This window comes from Mesorhizobium sp. M8A.F.Ca.ET.161.01.1.1 (genome assembly GCF_004792105.1).
Taxonomy (GTDB): domain Bacteria; phylum Pseudomonadota; class Alphaproteobacteria; order Rhizobiales; family Rhizobiaceae; genus Mesorhizobium.
In genome coordinates this window covers 17,152-33,661 of record NZ_SRTD01000032.1, presented here as the reverse complement: position 1 = coordinate 33,661, position 16,510 = coordinate 17,152, and the positions used below count along the sequence as shown (strand labels likewise).

Genomic DNA, 16,510 nt, shown 5'->3' with positions numbered 1-16,510 from the left:
CACCGCGCCGCAGAGTTGCCGGTCTGGCTGCACAGATACAATTGGCACCGTCCCCACGGGAGCCTAAAGTCCAAAACACCTATCAGTCGCCTCGCTCTAACCGAGGACAACCTGTTGAGGCTCCACAGCTAGCGATCCCACCAGTTGAGTTGCTCCAAGTCGGTGTCTAGCTTTCTACATTCTGTGTCCGACGCTGGACAAGAATGTTGCAATCCCGACCAGCAAGTCAGCGCAGGCGCCACCTGTTGCCCAGCAAACGGCAAGGATTATCGAAAGACGAATTCGGCACGGAGCTTGCACCAACGATTGCATGCAAATGCCGACAGCATCTCATGAACGGTCTCTCGATTCTGGCGCGGTTAAATCGCGGCCGGTTCCAGATCATGTCCCGCCCGAAATGGTGAGGGACTTCAGCCTGTTTACGTCGCCCGGCATGTTGCCGACCGCTAACGGGGATCCGCATGCAGCGGTTGCTTGCGTTCATGCCGGGCCTCCGATCTTTTATTCAACCAGCAACACGCGCGACGGTCGGGGTACCTGGGTCATCACTCGCGCGAGCGACCAGCGCCGGGTGCTGCAGGACACCGAAACGTTTTCCAGCCATCGCAGCATCTTCGCCTCTGTGCTCGGCGAGAGCTGGCCGATGATCCCGCTTGAGCTCGATCCGCCATTCCACGGTGTTTTTCGCTCACTGCTCAATCCGCTGCTTTCGCCAAAGCGGGTAATGGCATTGGAGCCGGCTGTCCGGGAACGAGCGATCAAGCTGATCGACAGGATCGCCGCATCAGGCACGAGCTGCGACATCATGAAGGATTTTGCAGTTCCGTTCGCGGTCAATATCTTCCTTCGCTTTATTGGGCTTTCGGACAACGGACTAGAAACATTTGTCGGCTGGGCTAGAGATCTGCTCCACGGCGATAAGGAGCAACGACCACCCGCAGCCCGGACGATCGTGGCCTTCATCGACGAACTTGCCACCGAGCGCCGCAAGGAGCCGGTCGATGATTTCATGACCTTCATCGTGAAGGCAAAGGTCGAGGGTCGTCTGCTCAGTGACGAAGAAGTCCGTGGCATCGGCGTGCTTGTGTTCGTCGCGGGACTCGACACGGTCTCAGCAGCCATATGCTTCGACTTGGCCCATCTCGCGCGCAACCCCAAAGATCAGGAATTGCTACGAAGCGAACCGGACCGGATTGCCGTCGCTGCGGAAGAATTGCTGCGCGCCTATTCGACCATTCAGATGATCCGAGTGGCAACGAAGGATGTCGACTTCAAAGGCGCGCCGATCCGCAAGGGAGACTATGTTTCCTGTGCCACGATGATTGCCAATCGTGACCCGGCGGAATTCGAATGCCCGAATGAGATCGATCTGGCGCGCGAGGACAACCGGCACGCTGCCTTTGGCTATGGTCCCCATCGTTGTCTTGGCTCACACCTTGCCCGGCGGGAGATTGTCATTGGCCTGGAGGAGTGGCTGGCGCGCATCCCAGCCTTTCGGATCAAGACAGGGACTGAACCTATCACCTTCGGCGGCCATGTGTTCGGGATCGAGAATCTGATCCTGGACTGGTCCTGAAGTTTCAGCCAACGACATTGGAGTTCGCTATGCGTGTCGTCGTACATAAAGCCAGATGCCAGGGTCATGCGCGCTGCTGGGCGCGGGCGCCGAGAGTCTTCAAGCTTGATGACGCCGGCTACATCTTGCCCGGTGATATTGATGTTGCCGATGGGGAGCAACTGCTTGCCTCAAAAGGGGTACGAGCCTGCCCCGAACAAGCTCTGGAAGTTGACGAGCCCCCCGCTAACTCAGTTGTAGAGAGAGACACACGCAAAGTGCAGACTGGCATCGGGAAGGATAAAACAATCATACAATTCGCGACAGACCCTGTCGACCACGCGAAAATTACCGAACTGCGTGACCGAGAGGCGATCCGCAACTGCCTGTATCGGTACTGCCGCGGGATAGACCGCGCCGATGAGGCGGCGCTGCGTAGCGCATACTGGCCCGAAGCGTATGACAGGCACGGTCCCTATTGCGGACCGGCAGAGGACTTCATCCAATTTGCTCTCGGTCTGCCGGGGCACCGTAACATCCATCAAATCACGAACAGCCTGATCGACTTCATCAGTTCAGCAGAGGCCGCGGTCGAGAGCTATTTCACCGCGCTGCAACGCGGACCGGATACAGACCAAGAAATACGTCAGACGCTGCTTTGCGGCCGTTACTGCGATCTGTTTCAGAAGAGGCAGGACGAGTGGCGAATTGCGGAACGGACAGTCGTCTACGATTGGGTTGAGGAGCAAATCCCGCCAGCGATTCTTGAGGCAGATAGGTTCGGCCGGCGACAGCCGATTGGAGCACAACATCCAGACGATCCCATCTACCAGTTGCTCAAGGGTCACATCCCCACCGACCAAGATGGCGTCGAGGGTCCCCAACTGGGAGCTGCATAAGTGGGTAGAAATGGAGGATGAGCGCCCTACGGGAACGACATCTGTGTGGGGCCGCAACTGGCGGTCACTGCAACGATTTGGCTCGGCCCTTCATTCCGCCCAAGGTTGATGGGCTGAGATCACAAGCGGTCATCGTGGAGAAGCTCTCGTGAAACTGGCAGCACGCACCGTAATCATCACAGGCGCTGCGGGCGGGATCGGCCGTGCCCTGGTCGATATCCTTGCCGCGGACGGAGACACTGTAGTTGCGGTGGACCTTCCGGGCAGTGGTGTGGTTGAACTGGCTCGGGATCTCGGGTCGCCGCACGTCGGTCTGGAGTGCGATGTGTCGCGAGAGAAGGACATGCTCTCACTTTTCGGCCAGGTCGAAGCACGGTTCGCGCAAATCGATGTCCTCATCAACAATGCGGCGGTTGGACCCACGATGGATAGGATCATCGACACCGCTGTCGATACCTTCCGACGCGGCGTGACAGTGAACCTTATTGGGCCATTCGTTATGGCCCGGGAAGCGGCGCGGCGCATGAAGCCGGGCGGTGCGATCGTCAATGTGGCTTCGATGGCGGGCGTGGTCGGCAATCCCAGGCGCAACGCCTACGCAGCCTCGAAAGCTGGCGTGATCTCGTTGACAAAGTCCCTTGCATGCGAGTGGGCTATGCGAGGAATCCGCGTCACGGCGGTGGCGCCGGGCTCCGTCCGCACCCCAATGGTCACAGAACTGGCACGCGCTGGCAAAATGGACCTCGCGGCGATACGCCGCCGCGTGCCGATGGGGCGCTTGGCTCGCCCCGACGAGATCGCCAGGGTCGTGCGTTTTCTGAGCAGCACGCAGGCGCGCTACATCACCGGCTCGGTGCTGGCAGTCGACGGAGGCTGGATGTCATTCAACCAGCCGGGGGATGCTCACCCGCCGGTGGATGGTGCGCTCCAAGCCGAGCTCTCCTGTCCGGCCGAATGCACAGATGCGCGAATCGTGCTCGTCACCGGTGGCGCAAAAAGCATTGGCGCGGCCGTCGCTCGCCGCTTTGCCGCGAACGGCGACACCGTCGTGATTGCTGATAAAGATGGCACTGCAGCGGCAGAGCTGGCTACATCGCTCCCCGGCAAGCATCTGGCGAAATCGCTGGACGTGGCCGTCGAGAGCGATGTGGTGTCGATGTTCGAAGAACTGAGGGGACGCTTCGGGTATATCGATGTTCTGGTCAATAGTGCTGATACCGCCGACAGGATTGTGCCTGCGATCGAGCAACTGTCGAAACAGCTCGAACACGTCCTGGATGTCAACCTTACCGGCGCCTTCACCTGCGCGCGCGAAGCGATCAAGGCTATGCGCCCGGGCGGCGTGATCCTCAATCTCGGGTCGATCGACAGCTTTCTGCCGTTCGCGCCGCGCCATGCCTACGGCGCCTCCAAGGCGGGGATGGATATGCTGACCCGTTGCATGGCGGCCGAACTCGGGCCGGTCGGAATTCGGACAGCCACCGTCGCTCCTGGCCACATCCGCACGCCCGCACTTGCTCAGTTGGCCAAAGCCGGCCGCATCGACCTGACAGCAATCGGACGACGCATCCCCATGGGCAGGATGGGACGGCCAGAAGACGTCGCAGATGCATCGTTCTTCCTTGCTTCGTCTGACGCCTCATACATCAACGGCTCGATCCTCTACGTGGACGGCGGCTGGACCTCGTTCGGTGATGCGGGAAACGCCAGCGAACTCTATGACGAATGTTTTGCGGAGGCCGCAGGTTAATTGCCAGGCCTTCGCAGGGCGACCGGCCGAGCATTATGAAGCCTCGGCTCCACGACGCACCTGAGGTGCTTGAGATCCAAGCATGTGCATGCCGAGCACATTCCCGGTCGGCTGACGTGTCTATAACGAGGAGAAATCATGGAATTTGCCACTTTCATTCTGGCCGCCCAGCGTGGCTATCACCAATCCTCAGAAAGCGTCATCCGCAACTCCATCGAACAGGCCGTCGCTTCGGAGCAGGCTGGGTTCAACACCGCGTGGTTTGCTGAGCACCACTTCAACAATTACAGCCTCATACCATCCCCGCTGATGATGGTGGCGCACTGCGCCGGCTTGACAAGCACGATTCGCCTGGGCACTGCCGTCTGCGTGCTGCCGCTTTACCAACCGCAGCGCCTGCTGTCCGAGATCGGCTTCGCCGACATCGTTGCGAACGGCCGTCTCGAGCTCGGCGTAGGCTTGGGATACCAGCAGTTCGAGTTCGAACGGTTCGGCGTGGACATCGATGAGGCGCCGGCCGTCTTTTCGGAATACCTGGACATCATTCTCAAGGGCCTCAACCAAAACGTCTTCGAACACGACGGCCAGTATGAGAAGATCCCCCCAACAGCGATTTCGGTCCGCACAGTCCAGCAGCCGACGCCGCCTATCTGGATCGCTGGCGGAGCCGCACGGATGGCTCGGGCCTACCGCGAGGGGCACAATTTTTTTGTCACAGCCTTCCACGACGGCTTAGAGACTTTGACCACACTGCGTGAATCAGTCGAGAGGGCGGCGGCATCCGAGGAAAAGAACGTCACCGACGTCAAGATATCGCTGCTGCGCTGCTGCTATGCCAGCCACGACGAGTTGGAGATCAACAGCTATCTCGACAATGCCCGCTTCCAGCGCCGGCTTTCTGAAGCCCTGCATCAGCGCCGCCAACAGAGCCACGATGGCTACCTGCTGCAGGAGACACCGACCCAGCAGGATCTGTCCTTCGAGACCATGCGCAAAAATTTGCCGATTGGCAGCGTAAATCGCGTGATTGATCGCCTGCTGGAAGAGATCGATATCTTGAAACCGGACCAGATCGCAGTTCAGACTCAATTGGGCGACTTCGACCAAAAGACGATGCTGCGCCAGATCGAGCTCTGGGGCGACAAGATCATCCCTGCGGTCAACAAGGCGCTTTGTCATGCCGGAAGCTGAAGCCGGCCGTTACGATGATGGCTGCCTATCCAGCGCGCAATGGCGTGGGTCCGAGCTAGGGAGGAGCTTCGATCAGCATGTGCTGCCCTGCGTACATTCACGTTCGCTTGAGGAGGTCCAGGCGGGCGAGGTGTTGGCGACGGAGGGGACAGGCCTTTCGTCTGTCGAATTGCGTGATGTCTTGGCCGCAACTTTCCCGTCTACCTCCAGCAGCGTATTCGCTTTGGAGGAGTTGAGCGAGCCCGAGCCGGAACTGGAAGAGGAGCTGCTACGCCGGCTGCTGCTAGCGCATGCTGCGCCGGCCGACCCGGCGAGCGGCCGCTTGGCCAAGATCATCGCCCGGCGTGCGATGCGCACGGACCATCTTTGGCGGGATCTTGGCCTCTCAAATCGCGCTGAGCTCAGCCGCCTGCTTGCCAGACATTTTCCCGCGCTGGCGGCAGGCAACACAGAAAACATGAAATGGAAAAAGTACTTTTACCGCAAGCTGTGTGAGGCCGAAGGCCTTTCGTCATGCACTGCACCCAGTTGTCGGGAATGCCAGGACTTCGAAAGCTGCTTCGGCCCGGAGGAAGTTGAGAGTCGCCTCTCGCCGACCAGGAATGCCGGTTAGTCACTTCGCTTGATCGCAGCTGCGGACAAACGCTTATCGCGGCGCCGTAGTATGGAGGAAGGGATGTTCATCGCCTCGCGATATTTGGTGACGGTACGGCGAGCGACATTGATGCCGGTCTGCTTGAGCTGAGCAACGATGTCTTCGTCGGAAAGTACCTTGTCGAGCGATTCTTCGGCGATGATTGCCTTGATCCGATGGCGGACAGATTTGGCGGAGTGCGCGTCGCCGCCCTCGCAGGATGCGATTGTCGCTGTGAAAAAATACTTCAGCTCGAACACCCCGCGCGGAGTTAACATGTACCTGTTCGAAGCCACCCGGCTTACCGTCGACTGGTGCATTTTGATCCCGTCAGCGACATTTTTGAGACAGAGAGGCCGCAGATGGGCGACGCCGTGTGTAAAAAAGGCATCCTGCTGGCGCACGATTTCGGTCGCAACCTTAAGGATCGTCTTAGCGCGCTGCTCGAGGCAGCTGATCAGCCAGTTCCCTTTTTCCTGGCAATGGTCGAGAAACGCTTTGCCTTCCGGATTTTGATTGGTCAGCTGCGAGATTTCGGCGACATAGGTGTGGTTGATCAACACTTTGGGCAGCGTGGCCGGATCAAGCTCCACCCGCCATCCACCTTCGGACTTGGGCATTACCCAGACGTCCGGTACGATGGTTTCCGGCGTCCCGGACTGGAACCGGTCTCCAGGCTTGGGATCGAGCGCGCGGATTTCGTTCCTCATGTCGAGGAGATCCTCCTCGTCGACTCCGCAACGCTGCTTCAATCCCTGAAAATCCCCCCGTGCAAGCATCTCGAGATTGGCGACCAAAGCTGCCATAGCCGGGTCGAACCGGTCTTGCTGGCGCAGCTGAATCTCCAGGCATTCGCTGAGAGTTCGCGCAAAAATCCCCGGCGGATCAAATTGCTGCAAGATTCCGATGACCCGTTCCACATCAGCTTGCCGAACGTTTAACCTCCTGGCCAGATCGAAAAGGTTTACCTGAAGATAGCCAGTGTCCTCCAGATGGGCGGCGAGCTGTCCGGCAATCAGCCGCTCCTGGGGGGTGAACGGGGTGAGGGCGACCTGGCGGGCGACATGGTCGTGCAATGTTTCGGTGTGGGCGGTAAACTCCTCGACGGCAGGTCGATCGTTGCCGCTACTGCGTTGCGACTTCCATTGCCCGCGCCCGCCAGACGGCCCGCCAATGGGCGATTCGCCGATTTCGCTTCTGCTTTGACTGCTCCGCTGATCCACCCCTGACAGCGGCGAATCGTCGTCAAACGGGTCAGGCTTCAAAACGGGGTTCCTCTCGAGTGCCTGCTGCACGAGCTGATGGAGTTCAGTATGCGTCAATCGCAGCAAGCGAATAGCTTCAATGGCTTGAGGCGATAAGACCATACGTTGCTTCTGGCGTTGAAGCAGGCTTGCTGAGAGATGCATGTTGAACCGTAATCTGCCGAGGATGCTCTAGTGTGTGCTTGGGTTGTGTGAGACTTGCCACTTCTGGGTCATGCCGCCGCCTTCAGTTTGTCGAGAACGTTTTGCGGGGATGAAACGCCATAGGGGTCCGTCTCGCAGTTGTCACAGAAGCCTTCCTCCTCGAACCACTGCTCCACCACGCCATCGTCGATCAGAGCGGCGTATCGCCAGGAGCGCATGCCAAAGCCCAGATTGTCCTTCGCGACCAGCATGCCCATTTTGCGCGTGAACTCGCCCGACCCGTCTGGGATCAGCTCGATCTTCTGCAGCCCCAAGGACTTTCCCCACGCATTCATGACGAAAGCATCGTTGACCGAGACGCAGTAGATCGCGTCAATTCGCAGTTCCAGAAATTGATCATAGAGTTTTTCGAAATCGGGCAGTTGGAAGGTCGAGCAGGTCGGGGTGAAGGCGCCAGGCAGCGAGAACAGGATGACGCGCTTGCCCCCGAAATAATCGTCGGAGGTCTTGTTCTCCCACCGATAAGGATTTGGCCCCCCGATCGACTCATCGCGAACACGCGTGCGAAAGGTCACGAGAGGAACGTTCTTTCTGTCGGTCATTGATTTGCTCCCAGGCCAAAGTGGTACGGTGCATTTTTCGGTTAAACTGAAGCGGCATCGACTTCGGTCGACAGTTCCGGCAGCCTCGCGCCTTGGCGTGGTTGCCTCGGACCGGTCTTGTGCAAGACCGCCCCCGAGCAGGCACGTTTAAAGGCGACGAGCTTCCGCGGAGACGGGGAATTTCGCTCGCGTGCTTTATCGAGCTTTGAGAGGTAGGCATGGTCTGCAACCGTGATTTTGACTGCGTTCTATCGACCGAGTCGCAAGCGCCATGCCAATTGACCCGATGCCTTGGGTTCACTTCGGTTTTTGCAGCAACTTTCGTGTTGTGCAGTAATGCCGGTCGATATTATTGCTCAAGCAGCACTGGAAATTGGGTGCGACTCCGTTCGGCAAACCCGGCCTTTGTCCGAAGCCGGACACGAATGTCGGAAATAGCCAAACGCCAGGATCTGGGGCGGGTTAAGAAACGTTGCCGTGGGCACCGGCTTCAGCACAATTGCGCCACGCGAGCATGGCTCCCAGCGTCAATGCCGTGCAGCAGCGAGACGAAGTCACTGCAGAATATCAACCTCTGCGAAGTCGTTGAAACCCAGCATGTGCGAGCCGTTCGAGGCGCAGATCAAGGCATGCTCGAGGAAGAGCTCGTGCTCTCGGCAGCAAGTGTTGCGACGTCTGACAAGGATCGTCGCGCTTCAAGGAAAAGAACCTGAATGGTGCACGGCTTGTGAAGGCCGGCGCATGGAAATGGCTGGGCTGATCATCCTCCATGAGGGTTGAATGAAGAGCTGGCCCCTATCTCCCTCAGCTGCAACGGGGGGAGGTAGGGCATGTCCGTCTATCGCGCTGGGTAACATTCCTCGGTGAGGCAATAAGGGGGAGCAATTTCTCATTTCGGCAGACACGACCCAGCTCTCCTTTCATGCGCTGATTCCCCCAAGGGAAATCGCGACTCCAGGCTTCCTATGCAGCGAATCGCGGTGCTGTCCGATGTCCGACAATGTCGGATGCGGATCGTAGCTGGGCTAGATCCGTCACTTTGCCTCGATGGTTTCCCACTGGCCTTATATCTGCTTCGCCCCAAATGCGGCGACATAACCTGTGCGGCATCTGTGAATGGATCGACTTCAATCGAGACCTCGGAGGTCCCGATGCGCGAAGGGAGCTTGCCGATATGACGGCCACCATAGCGAACCACGGTCCGGACGACGAGGGGACTTGGATCGGCGGGCCTGCGGCGCTGGGACACCACCGCCTGGCAATCATCGATATCCAGGGCGGCCGTCAGCCGAGGATGCTCCAGGAGGATGGCCGACCTGACTTGGTGCTCGTCTACACGGGTGAGACTTACAACTACCGCGAGCTGCGTCAACAGCTGGCCGGCCTAGTCCATCGCATGAACACGAGCAGTGACACCGAGGTGGTGCTGCACCGCCCCCGCGAGTGGGGCTCTTCGGCGGGTACACTTTTTTCACGAAATCCGTGAATGTTTCTCGCGACATCATCCCGCAATCGGTGGTGCAGCGGGTGAAGAGCCCGTATCCGGCTATCCAGAATGCCGCCTACGACAAAATACTACGTACGCGGTTCACTGCGATGCTGGACGACCTAGTGCCGGCAGTGGCACCGCTGTTGTCCGTCGACAGGTCCCGCGCTTGCTCGGTGCGACCAACAACCTTAAGCGCTAGGGCGTAACCTGACCCTGCAAGATCTCCTCACCGACTATAAGGTGCGCCTCACGATCTGAGACGATGGGACAGGATGGCTAAGGAGGTGCGCCGTCTTGCATGCCCCGCCACCGAGGCGAACCCTCTTGGCTACGCGCGCCACAGCGACGCTCCATATCGTCAGGCCTGCGTCTCATGCTCAGATGAGCCGGTATTTGGCTCTCTCATCAGCAAACCGAGAGAGCCCATGCCAAGACGGAAGCAAGCAAGACGAACGAGCGTCAGAGATATCCTGCGCCTGACCCATAAACAGGGCAGTCCGGTGGGCCAGGTGGCAGAGCAACTGAGGTTCGGCAAGACTTCGGCTTCCACCTATCTGCGGGCGCTGGAGACGGGCTGTCGTGCAGGCCCTGCATGCGGCTTTGAGGACGATGCGATGTTGAAACACCGTCTGTTGCGCCGAATCGGCCGTCGGCCACACGTTGGGTCGTCATCAGGTTCTCGACAGCTTGCCGGTGTCAAATCCAAACCGTGGTCGGCGATCCCCACCAGGGTGGGAAGGCAGCGCTGATATAGCCGAACGTCGATCAAGTCACGATCAACTATTGCCTCATGTCACATGCCCTGCGGGACTGAAAAACGGAGAAGAACATGTGCGATGCAAAACTGAAGACCGTGCTTTCGCTTTTTTCGCCGGTGGCCAGCAAATTAGATGCTCTCTCGTCCAACGGACCAGCGACGGATGCAAATTGCGTTAAGCTAAATACGAACGAGAACCCGTTTCCGTTGCCGAAGAGCGTAATGCAAAGTGCAATTGCTGCGATCGAACACCAGTATCTTTATCCGGAAGACGACAATCTCAGCTTAAGGGCAGCTGCCTCCGATGCTTACGGATTTTCCAAAGATCAGGTGATTGCCGGCAACGGTTCGTCGGAGCTGCTCGGACTCATCTACAGAGCTTTCCTCGCCCCAGGAGATAGAGTGGCGATGCTGTCGCCCGGATTTTCGTTCAACCGTAAACTTGCCATGTTGCAGGGTGCCGAGTTTCTCGAAATCGCATCGAGCGAAGCTCATCCCCTGCCGATAGAAAAACTGCTGTCCGGCCCCGCAAAAGACGCGAAGTTCATTCTGTTGGCTAATCCGAACAATCCGACCGGAACATTCGTGCCGGTGGCCGAAATCGAACGCCTTGTGGAGCAAGCAGATCGCTTGGTCGTCTTGGATGAGGCCTACGTTGACTTCGCACCCGACAATGCCCTGCGCCTCGTCAATAGACATCCGAATCTTTTGATCTTGAGGACTTTTTCAAAGAGCTATGCTGCTGCTGGCGTGCGAGTCGGCTTCGGTTTCGGTCACCCAGAAATCATTGGCAGGCTGCGCAACATCCAGAATGTCTTCAACATGAACGTGATCGGGCAGGCGGTCGGGAAAAGCATTCTTGCGCATCGCCACGCCTACGAAGAGAACCACAGGCACATCAAGCATGAACGACAGCGAGTGACCCTGGCGCTGTTGCAACTTGGCTTTTCCGTAACACCCTCCCACGCAAACTTTTTGCTGGCCCGTGTGCCGGCGGGACAGGAGGGCTCATGCTGGCAAGCCGCGTTGAAAGAGCAGGCGATCCTCATCGCCAGCTTTCCTGACGTAGATTTGAAGAACTGTATTCGCGTCAGCATTGGCACCACAGAGCAGATGGACAAATTCCTTGCTGCCGCCAAACGCGTCTGTATGAGCTTTAAGAAGAATCGCGGTGTGCACAAGCATTAAGTCAATTCACATTAAGCGCCAAGTAATAGGTGCTGATATGTCGCCAGCTATGATGATTAGCGAATAAATAATAGGTAATTTGGAGAACAATTAATTGAAGAAAATTTCCGCTTCGGGCCTGACCTTCGGCATCTTCGATCATCTGGACGAAAACGGCGATGACATCGCACAACAATATGCAGATCGGCTGAGCCTAGCAGAAGCGTGCGATGGCTATGGCTTTTATGCGTATCATCTCGCCGAGCACCACTGTACGCCGCATGGCAGAGGTCCATCACCGAATTTGTTCTTAGCGAGCGTCGCCCAGCGAACCCGCAGTCTTCGTGTTGGTCCCATGGTAATGCTACTTGCGCTCTATCATCCGCTGCGTGCCTTCGAGGAGATCTGCATGCTTGATCAGTTGAGCGGCGGCAGGCTTGAACTCGGCATAGGGCGCGGCTCTGCTCCCACTGAATTGGGATACTTCGGGGTTGCTGTAGAAGCAGCACCAGAACAGTATGCGGAGGCCAGTGAGATTCTCATCAATGCGATGAAAGGCGGGACGCTTTCTTATCAGGGCCGCCACTTTGAGTTGAAAGATGTTCCGCTGACGTTGAGACCTCACCAATATCCCCATCCGCCGACATGGATCGCCACCAATCGACCCGAGCCGGCTAGCTGGGCCGCTGCGAATGGGGCAAACATCGCCTGCGTCGGACCTTCCACTTCTGTTCGCAGCGTTACCGACGCGTTCCGCGCCGCCCGAATTCACGATGCTGACATTGGCCAGCAAGCGCCATTTCTTGGATTGCTCCGAATGGTGGTGATAGGGCGTTCTGAAACAGATGCGTATTTGCTCGCAGCACCTGCCTATGAACGATGGCTCAATAGCTTCAAATTTCTATACGAACTAAATGCCATTTCCACTCCACCAAACTTGCCTTTGAACTTCGATGCAGCAATTGAAAGTGAATTGTGCGTCGTGGGAACGGCAGATTCTGTCCGAAAAGCTCTCCTTGATCAGCTGGAAGAGGCAGGTGCTAATTATCTTCTGTGTCAACTGGCATTTGGGGATTTGCCGCTGGATGCCTCACTATACACCGCATCGGCCATTCGATCCGAAATCATGGCTCGAGTTGCCGCATCGTGAATCCGTCGTGTGATTGGAGGAGCAGCGGCAGCGCTGCTCCTCATTGCGAAACGGTTGTGGGGGCCGGACTCCTGTCAGGTGTAAACCATTGGAGCACGTCCTATCTGATCCAGGTCATATCCTGCGGCTTTGAAGTAGTTGGCACATTCGGCTGGGGTGAAGAGGTCGACGACCGCGCCGAGGCCTTGCCCCTCTGATCTAATCCGGTTTGAAGTTCGTTCTGGCCCATCCAGAGGATCAGGACATGAAACGCAGCCGCTTCTCTGAAGAGCAGATCATCGGAATTTTGAAGAAACACGAGGCCGGGGTATCGGTTGGCGATCTGTGCCGCAAGCACGGGGTCAGCGACGCCTCGATCTACAATTGGAAGGCCCGCTTCGGCGGGATGGATGTCACCGAGGCTCGGCGACCTGAAGGGCTGGAGGACGAGAACACGCGCCTGAAGCGGCTTCTGGCCGACGCCATGCTCGACAATGCCGCGTTGAAGGACCTTGTGGGAAAGAAATGGTGACGCCCGCCGCCAAGCGGAAAGCTGTCGCTCGCCTGAAGGAAGGCTTCGGGATGAGCAAACGGCGGGCGTGTAAAGCCATCGGCTGTTGCCGCATGACGGTTCGCTACCAGACCAGCAGGCCGGACGACCGGGAGGTTCGCGAGCGGATGAAGGCGATCGCGCAGGAGCGTCGCCGGTTCGGCTACCGGCGTCTTCTCGTGATGCTGAGGCGGGAGGGCCTGGTCGTGAACCACAAGAAGCTGTTCCGGCTCTATCGGGAGGAGAAGCTCGCCGTTCGCCGCCGTGGCGGCCGCAAGCGGGCGATCGGGACCAGGGCGCCAATGCTGGTGCCGCTGAGGCCCGACGAGTGCTGGTCGCTCGACTTCGTATCGGACCAGCTCACCGACGGGCGCCGCTTCCGCATCCTGGCCGTCGTCGACGACTGCACGAGACAGTGCCTGGCACTCATCGTTGATACGTCTCTCTCGGGCATGCGGGTTGCCCGCGAATTGGACCGGCTCATCACTAGCGCGGCCGGCCCAGGATGATCGTCAGCGACAATGGCAGCGAGTTCACCTCGAACGCCATCCTCTCCTGGGCGGATCAGAACCGCGTCGAATGGCATTACATTGCGCCCGGCAAGCCGATGCAGAATGGCTTCATCGAGAGCTTCAACGGCCGACTGCGCGATGAACTGCTCAACGAGACGCTGTTCACCTCGCTGGCTCAGGCGCGCGTAGCCATCGCCCTGTGGCACGCCGACTACAACACCGCGCGGCCGCACTCCCAAATCGCCTGGCAGACCCCGGCCAAGTTCGCCAGCACCTTCAATCCGCGACGGTCGCTCGCGCTGCGCTATGCCAAAGGCTCCGCGCCAGCGCCCGTCGCTTCACCCGCCCAGCAGGGCACAACCCACGCCGGAAACGAACTCAAAACTGCTGGGGCAACGTCAGTCCCATAGAGCCTTGATGGTCGGCCTTTGCTCGCAGCAGCGCCTTAGGTTGGGCGAAGGCGTTCTCAATCGGATTGAAGTCGGGACTGTAGGGCGGCAGGTAGAGCAGGCTCGCCTGCGGCCTCAATCGCGCCGCGCAGGGTTCTCCAGGCGGATGTCGCCAATGTCAAATTTGCTGGCATCCATGTCGCCCTCGCTTTCTGGTTCGAGATCGGAAAATCGCCGAATAATCAGCACATCAACCTGCGCCTGAAGGAGCTCACTGCCACTTTCGGCTGGCGGGGTGTGCCGCCCCACAATTAGAATGTCAATTGTCGTGCCAACCGCACAAGCGAAGGCCAGAAAGCCAACATGTGTTCTGCGGCTTAATTAAGAGTCAGCCGATGTCGGCCGAACATCACCTTGTCTCGAAGTCGACGATCCGACAGCAGATTGCGAAAGTTGGCGCGATGCGAAACAAACTGCTGAAGCGCTCAACTTTTATTGATCACGCGTGTTGGACGCGACGCACTCCCGTTCCAATCGGGCTGAGCGCAAATTCTCCCGGTTCACAAAACTGAGTCGCTGGAGTAGTGGGGGCGCAGAGAAATCTCCGGTCGCAGCCTTACCCGGTCAAAACAAGGATACCAATGATGAAGACTCTCGCCGTCTGCTCTGGCGGATTGGACTCCGTTTCCCTTGCTCACATGGTGGCAGCGGAGCACGAACTCACCGGCCTTCTATCTTTCGACTATGGCCAACGGCACAGGAAGGAATTGGGCTTCGCCGCTCTTTGCGCGCAGCGACTGAAGGTCCCGCACCAGATCATCGACATCGGCGAAATTGGCCGTGGCCTTTCCGGCTCAGCGCTGACTAGCAGTATCGACGTGCCGGACGGCCACTACGCCGAAGACACGATGAAGATTACGGTGGTGCCGAACCGCAATGCCATCATGTTGGCAATCGCCTTCGGTCTCGCCGCCGCCCACAGCGCCGAAGCGGTGGCGGCGGCCGTGCATGGTGGGGACCATTTCATCTATCCCGATTGCCGTCCGGCCTTCATTGAAGCTTTCCAGACAATGCAAGACCGCGCGCTCGACGGCTATGCGCAGATACGCCTCTATGCACCGTATGTGAATCTCGGAAAAGCTGACATTGTTGCGGATGGCGCAAGATACGGCACCCCGTTTGCTGAGACCTGGTCCTGTTACAAGGGCGGCGTGCGTCACTGCGGACGATGCGGGACCTGCGTCGAGCGGCGCGAAGCGTTCCATCTCGCCGGGCACGCTGATCCCACCGACTACGAGGACGCCGATTTCTGGCTTGAGGCGCTGCGCAGGAGGCGCGCGTAATGTTCCACATCACCAAGGAATTCCACTTCTCGGCCTCGCATCAGCTCACCTCCTTGCCTCCCAACCATCAATGCGCGCGCCTGCACGGGCATAACTATGTCGTCGTAGTGGAGCTGTCGGCCAAGGAACTGGACGCCCACGGCTTCGTGCGCGACTATCACGATCTGGCGCCGCTCAAACGCTACATTGACGAGAGCTTCGACCATCGGCACCTCAACGACGTGCTGGGACATGAGAAGGTCACGGCGGAATGCCTGGCCAGACATTTCTATGAATGGTGCAAGGCACGTCTGCCGCAGACCGCGGCCGTGCGCGTTAGCGAAACACCGAAAACTTGGGCGGAATACCGTCCGTGACCGACATGCATCCCGCAATCCGTGTGAGCGAGATATTCGGGCCGACTATCCAAGGCGAGGGCGTGCTCATCGGCTTGCCGACGGTGTTCATCAGAACCGGCGGATGTGATTATCGCTGTTCATGGTGCGACAGCCTTCACGCGGTGGACAATCAGTATCGCCATGAATGGCTACCGATGCCGATCGATGCCGTGTGGCAAACCGTCCATGCGCTTTCCGGCGGCAGGCCGGTTATGGTCTCCTTGTCAGGCGGCAACCCGGCCATTCAGCCGTTCGGTCCCCTCATAGAACGAGGCCATCGCGAGGGCTATCGTTTTGCACTGGAAACGCAGGGTTCCGTGGTGAGGGAGTGGTTTGCGGATCTTGACGTGCTGACCCTTAGCCCAAAGCCGCCATCCAGCGAGATGACGACCCGTTGGGCTGCGTTTGATGCATGCCTCGAAGCGGCGCAAGAGAAGCCGCAAATCGTGCTCAAGCTCGTCGTTTTCGACGAGAGTGACTATGCCTACGCCAAAGAAGTCGCGGCGAGATATCCGCACCTTCCGATCTATCTGCAACCCGGCAATCACACGCCGCCGCGTCCTGGCAGTGAAGACGCCTCTGTCGACTTGGACGGAATAATGATGCGAATGGAATGGCTTGTCGAAAGGGTGACTAGCGACAGGTGGTTCGAAGCCCGCGTGTTGCCGCAGCTGCACGTTCTGCTTTGGGGTAACAAGAGGGCGGTCTAGTCTGCGGTTTGCGTCGCACCGGAAGGCCGGGCTCCGACGGCTTGGCA

At 58.5% G+C, this 16,510-nt stretch carries 13 protein-coding genes and 4 pseudogenes; 14 read left to right on the top strand and 3 right to left on the bottom strand.

The window, feature by feature from the left end:
* From EN804_RS34015 to EN804_RS33990, 7 genes and pseudogenes are all read left to right on the top strand, one after another.
* A pseudogene (locus EN804_RS34015) lies at positions 1-132 on the top strand (IS481 family transposase); the annotation flags it as partial.
* 265 nt (positions 133-397) lie between these two features.
* Positions 398-1,576 (top strand): cytochrome P450, encoded by a 1,179-nt coding sequence (locus EN804_RS34010; protein WP_164759124.1) that lies wholly within the window; start codon positions 398-400, stop codon positions 1,574-1,576.
* Between the two features lie 29 nt (positions 1,577-1,605).
* Positions 1,606-1,728, top strand: a pseudogene (locus EN804_RS38400) (ferredoxin); the annotation flags it as partial.
* A 138-nt stretch (positions 1,729-1,866) separates the two neighbouring features.
* Entirely contained in the window at positions 1,867-2,454 is a 588-nt protein-coding gene (locus EN804_RS34005) for a nuclear transport factor 2 family protein (RefSeq protein WP_126083656.1), read from the top strand.
* Positions 2,455-2,602: 148 nt separating this feature from the next.
* Positions 2,603-4,204 (top strand): SDR family oxidoreductase, encoded by a 1,602-nt coding sequence (locus EN804_RS34000; RefSeq protein WP_063169384.1) that lies wholly within the window; start codon positions 2,603-2,605, stop codon positions 4,202-4,204.
* Positions 4,205-4,342: 138 nt separating this feature from the next.
* Complete coding sequence (locus tag EN804_RS33995) at positions 4,343-5,395, top strand: LLM class flavin-dependent oxidoreductase (RefSeq protein WP_024505249.1); 1,053 nt, start codon at positions 4,343-4,345, stop codon at positions 5,393-5,395.
* Positions 5,382-6,008, top strand: coding sequence for a nitrogen fixation protein NifQ (locus EN804_RS33990; protein ID WP_135922244.1), 627 nt, complete (start codon positions 5,382-5,384; stop codon positions 6,006-6,008). The genes EN804_RS33995 and EN804_RS33990 overlap by 14 nt, the downstream gene beginning before the upstream one ends.
* Here EN804_RS33990 and rpoN read toward each other — a convergent pair.
* Together rpoN and EN804_RS33980 are read right to left on the bottom strand one after the other, a co-directional pair.
* The gene (gene rpoN, locus EN804_RS33985; RefSeq protein WP_126063822.1) at positions 6,005-7,438 is read right to left on the bottom strand and encodes an RNA polymerase factor sigma-54; all 1,434 of its coding nucleotides are present in this window, start codon (positions 7,436-7,438) and stop codon (positions 6,005-6,007) included. The two genes, EN804_RS33990 and rpoN, sit on opposite strands and share 4 nt — an antisense overlap.
* Positions 7,439-7,506: 68 nt before the next feature.
* The gene (locus EN804_RS33980) at positions 7,507-8,040 is read right to left on the bottom strand and encodes a peroxiredoxin (protein ID WP_029356553.1); all 534 of its coding nucleotides are present in this window, start codon (positions 8,038-8,040) and stop codon (positions 7,507-7,509) included.
* A gap of 1,174 nt (positions 8,041-9,214) precedes the next feature.
* Here EN804_RS33980 and EN804_RS33975 point away from each other — a divergent pair.
* The 4 genes and pseudogenes from EN804_RS33975 to EN804_RS33960 all read left to right on the top strand — a co-directional run bounded on the left by EN804_RS33975 (position 9,215) and on the right by EN804_RS33960 (position 14,054).
* The gene (locus EN804_RS33975; RefSeq protein WP_206437555.1) at positions 9,215-9,526 is read left to right on the top strand and encodes a hypothetical protein; all 312 of its coding nucleotides are present in this window, start codon (positions 9,215-9,217) and stop codon (positions 9,524-9,526) included.
* 832 nt (positions 9,527-10,358) lie between these two features.
* Positions 10,359-11,474, top strand: coding sequence for a histidinol-phosphate transaminase (gene hisC / locus EN804_RS33970; protein ID WP_126063823.1), 1,116 nt, complete (start codon positions 10,359-10,361; stop codon positions 11,472-11,474).
* A gap of 94 nt (positions 11,475-11,568) precedes the next feature.
* Entirely contained in the window at positions 11,569-12,603 is a 1,035-nt protein-coding gene (locus EN804_RS33965; protein ID WP_095484287.1) for an LLM class flavin-dependent oxidoreductase, read from the top strand.
* Between the two features lie 244 nt (positions 12,604-12,847).
* A pseudogene (locus tag EN804_RS33960) lies at positions 12,848-14,054 on the top strand (IS3 family transposase).
* A 13-nt stretch (positions 14,055-14,067) separates the two neighbouring features.
* Here EN804_RS33960 and EN804_RS33955 read toward each other — a convergent pair.
* Positions 14,068-14,185: pseudogene (locus EN804_RS33955) on the bottom strand (transposase); the annotation flags it as partial.
* A 492-nt stretch (positions 14,186-14,677) separates the two neighbouring features.
* Between EN804_RS33955 and queC the strand changes: the two are divergent.
* Genes queC through queE form a run of 3 tightly spaced genes read left to right on the top strand, consistent with a single transcriptional unit; the run spans position 14,678 to position 16,463 of the window.
* Positions 14,678-15,376, top strand: a complete 699-nt coding sequence (gene queC, locus EN804_RS33950) for a 7-cyano-7-deazaguanine synthase QueC (RefSeq protein ID WP_063170389.1) — start codon at positions 14,678-14,680, stop codon at positions 15,374-15,376.
* The gene (gene queD / locus EN804_RS33945; RefSeq protein ID WP_126063824.1) at positions 15,376-15,732 is read left to right on the top strand and encodes a 6-carboxytetrahydropterin synthase QueD; all 357 of its coding nucleotides are present in this window, start codon (positions 15,376-15,378) and stop codon (positions 15,730-15,732) included. Before queC ends, queD begins: the two co-directional genes overlap by 1 nt.
* Before the next feature lie 5 nt (positions 15,733-15,737).
* A complete protein-coding gene (gene queE, locus EN804_RS33940; protein WP_164752747.1) occupies positions 15,738-16,463 on the top strand; it encodes a 7-carboxy-7-deazaguanine synthase QueE in 726 nt (241 codons plus the stop codon).
* Positions 16,464-16,510: the final 47 nt, after the last annotated feature.

What these genes read in the sequence shown, in the direction of transcription:
- EN804_RS34010 (WP_164759124.1), top strand. Translation starts at nt 398, where the DNA reads ATGGTGAGGGACTTCAGCCTGTTTACGTCGCCCGGCATGTTGCCGACC.
- EN804_RS33980 (WP_029356553.1), bottom strand. Translation starts at nt 8,040, where the DNA reads ATGACCGACAGAAAGAACGTTCCTCTCGTGACCTTTCGCACGCGTGTT.
- queE (WP_164752747.1), top strand. Translation starts at nt 15,738, where the DNA reads ATGCATCCCGCAATCCGTGTGAGCGAGATATTCGGGCCGACTATCCAA.
- queD (WP_126063824.1), top strand. Translation starts at nt 15,376, where the DNA reads ATGTTCCACATCACCAAGGAATTCCACTTCTCGGCCTCGCATCAGCTC.
- rpoN (WP_126063822.1), bottom strand. Translation starts at nt 7,438, where the DNA reads ATGCATCTCTCAGCAAGCCTGCTTCAACGCCAGAAGCAACGTATGGTC.
- queC (WP_063170389.1), top strand. Translation starts at nt 14,678, where the DNA reads ATGAAGACTCTCGCCGTCTGCTCTGGCGGATTGGACTCCGTTTCCCTT.
- EN804_RS33975 (WP_206437555.1), top strand. Translation starts at nt 9,215, where the DNA reads ATGACGGCCACCATAGCGAACCACGGTCCGGACGACGAGGGGACTTGG.
- EN804_RS33990 (WP_135922244.1), top strand. Translation starts at nt 5,382, where the DNA reads ATGCCGGAAGCTGAAGCCGGCCGTTACGATGATGGCTGCCTATCCAGC.
- EN804_RS33995 (WP_024505249.1), top strand. Translation starts at nt 4,343, where the DNA reads ATGGAATTTGCCACTTTCATTCTGGCCGCCCAGCGTGGCTATCACCAA.
- hisC (WP_126063823.1), top strand. Translation starts at nt 10,359, where the DNA reads ATGTGCGATGCAAAACTGAAGACCGTGCTTTCGCTTTTTTCGCCGGTG.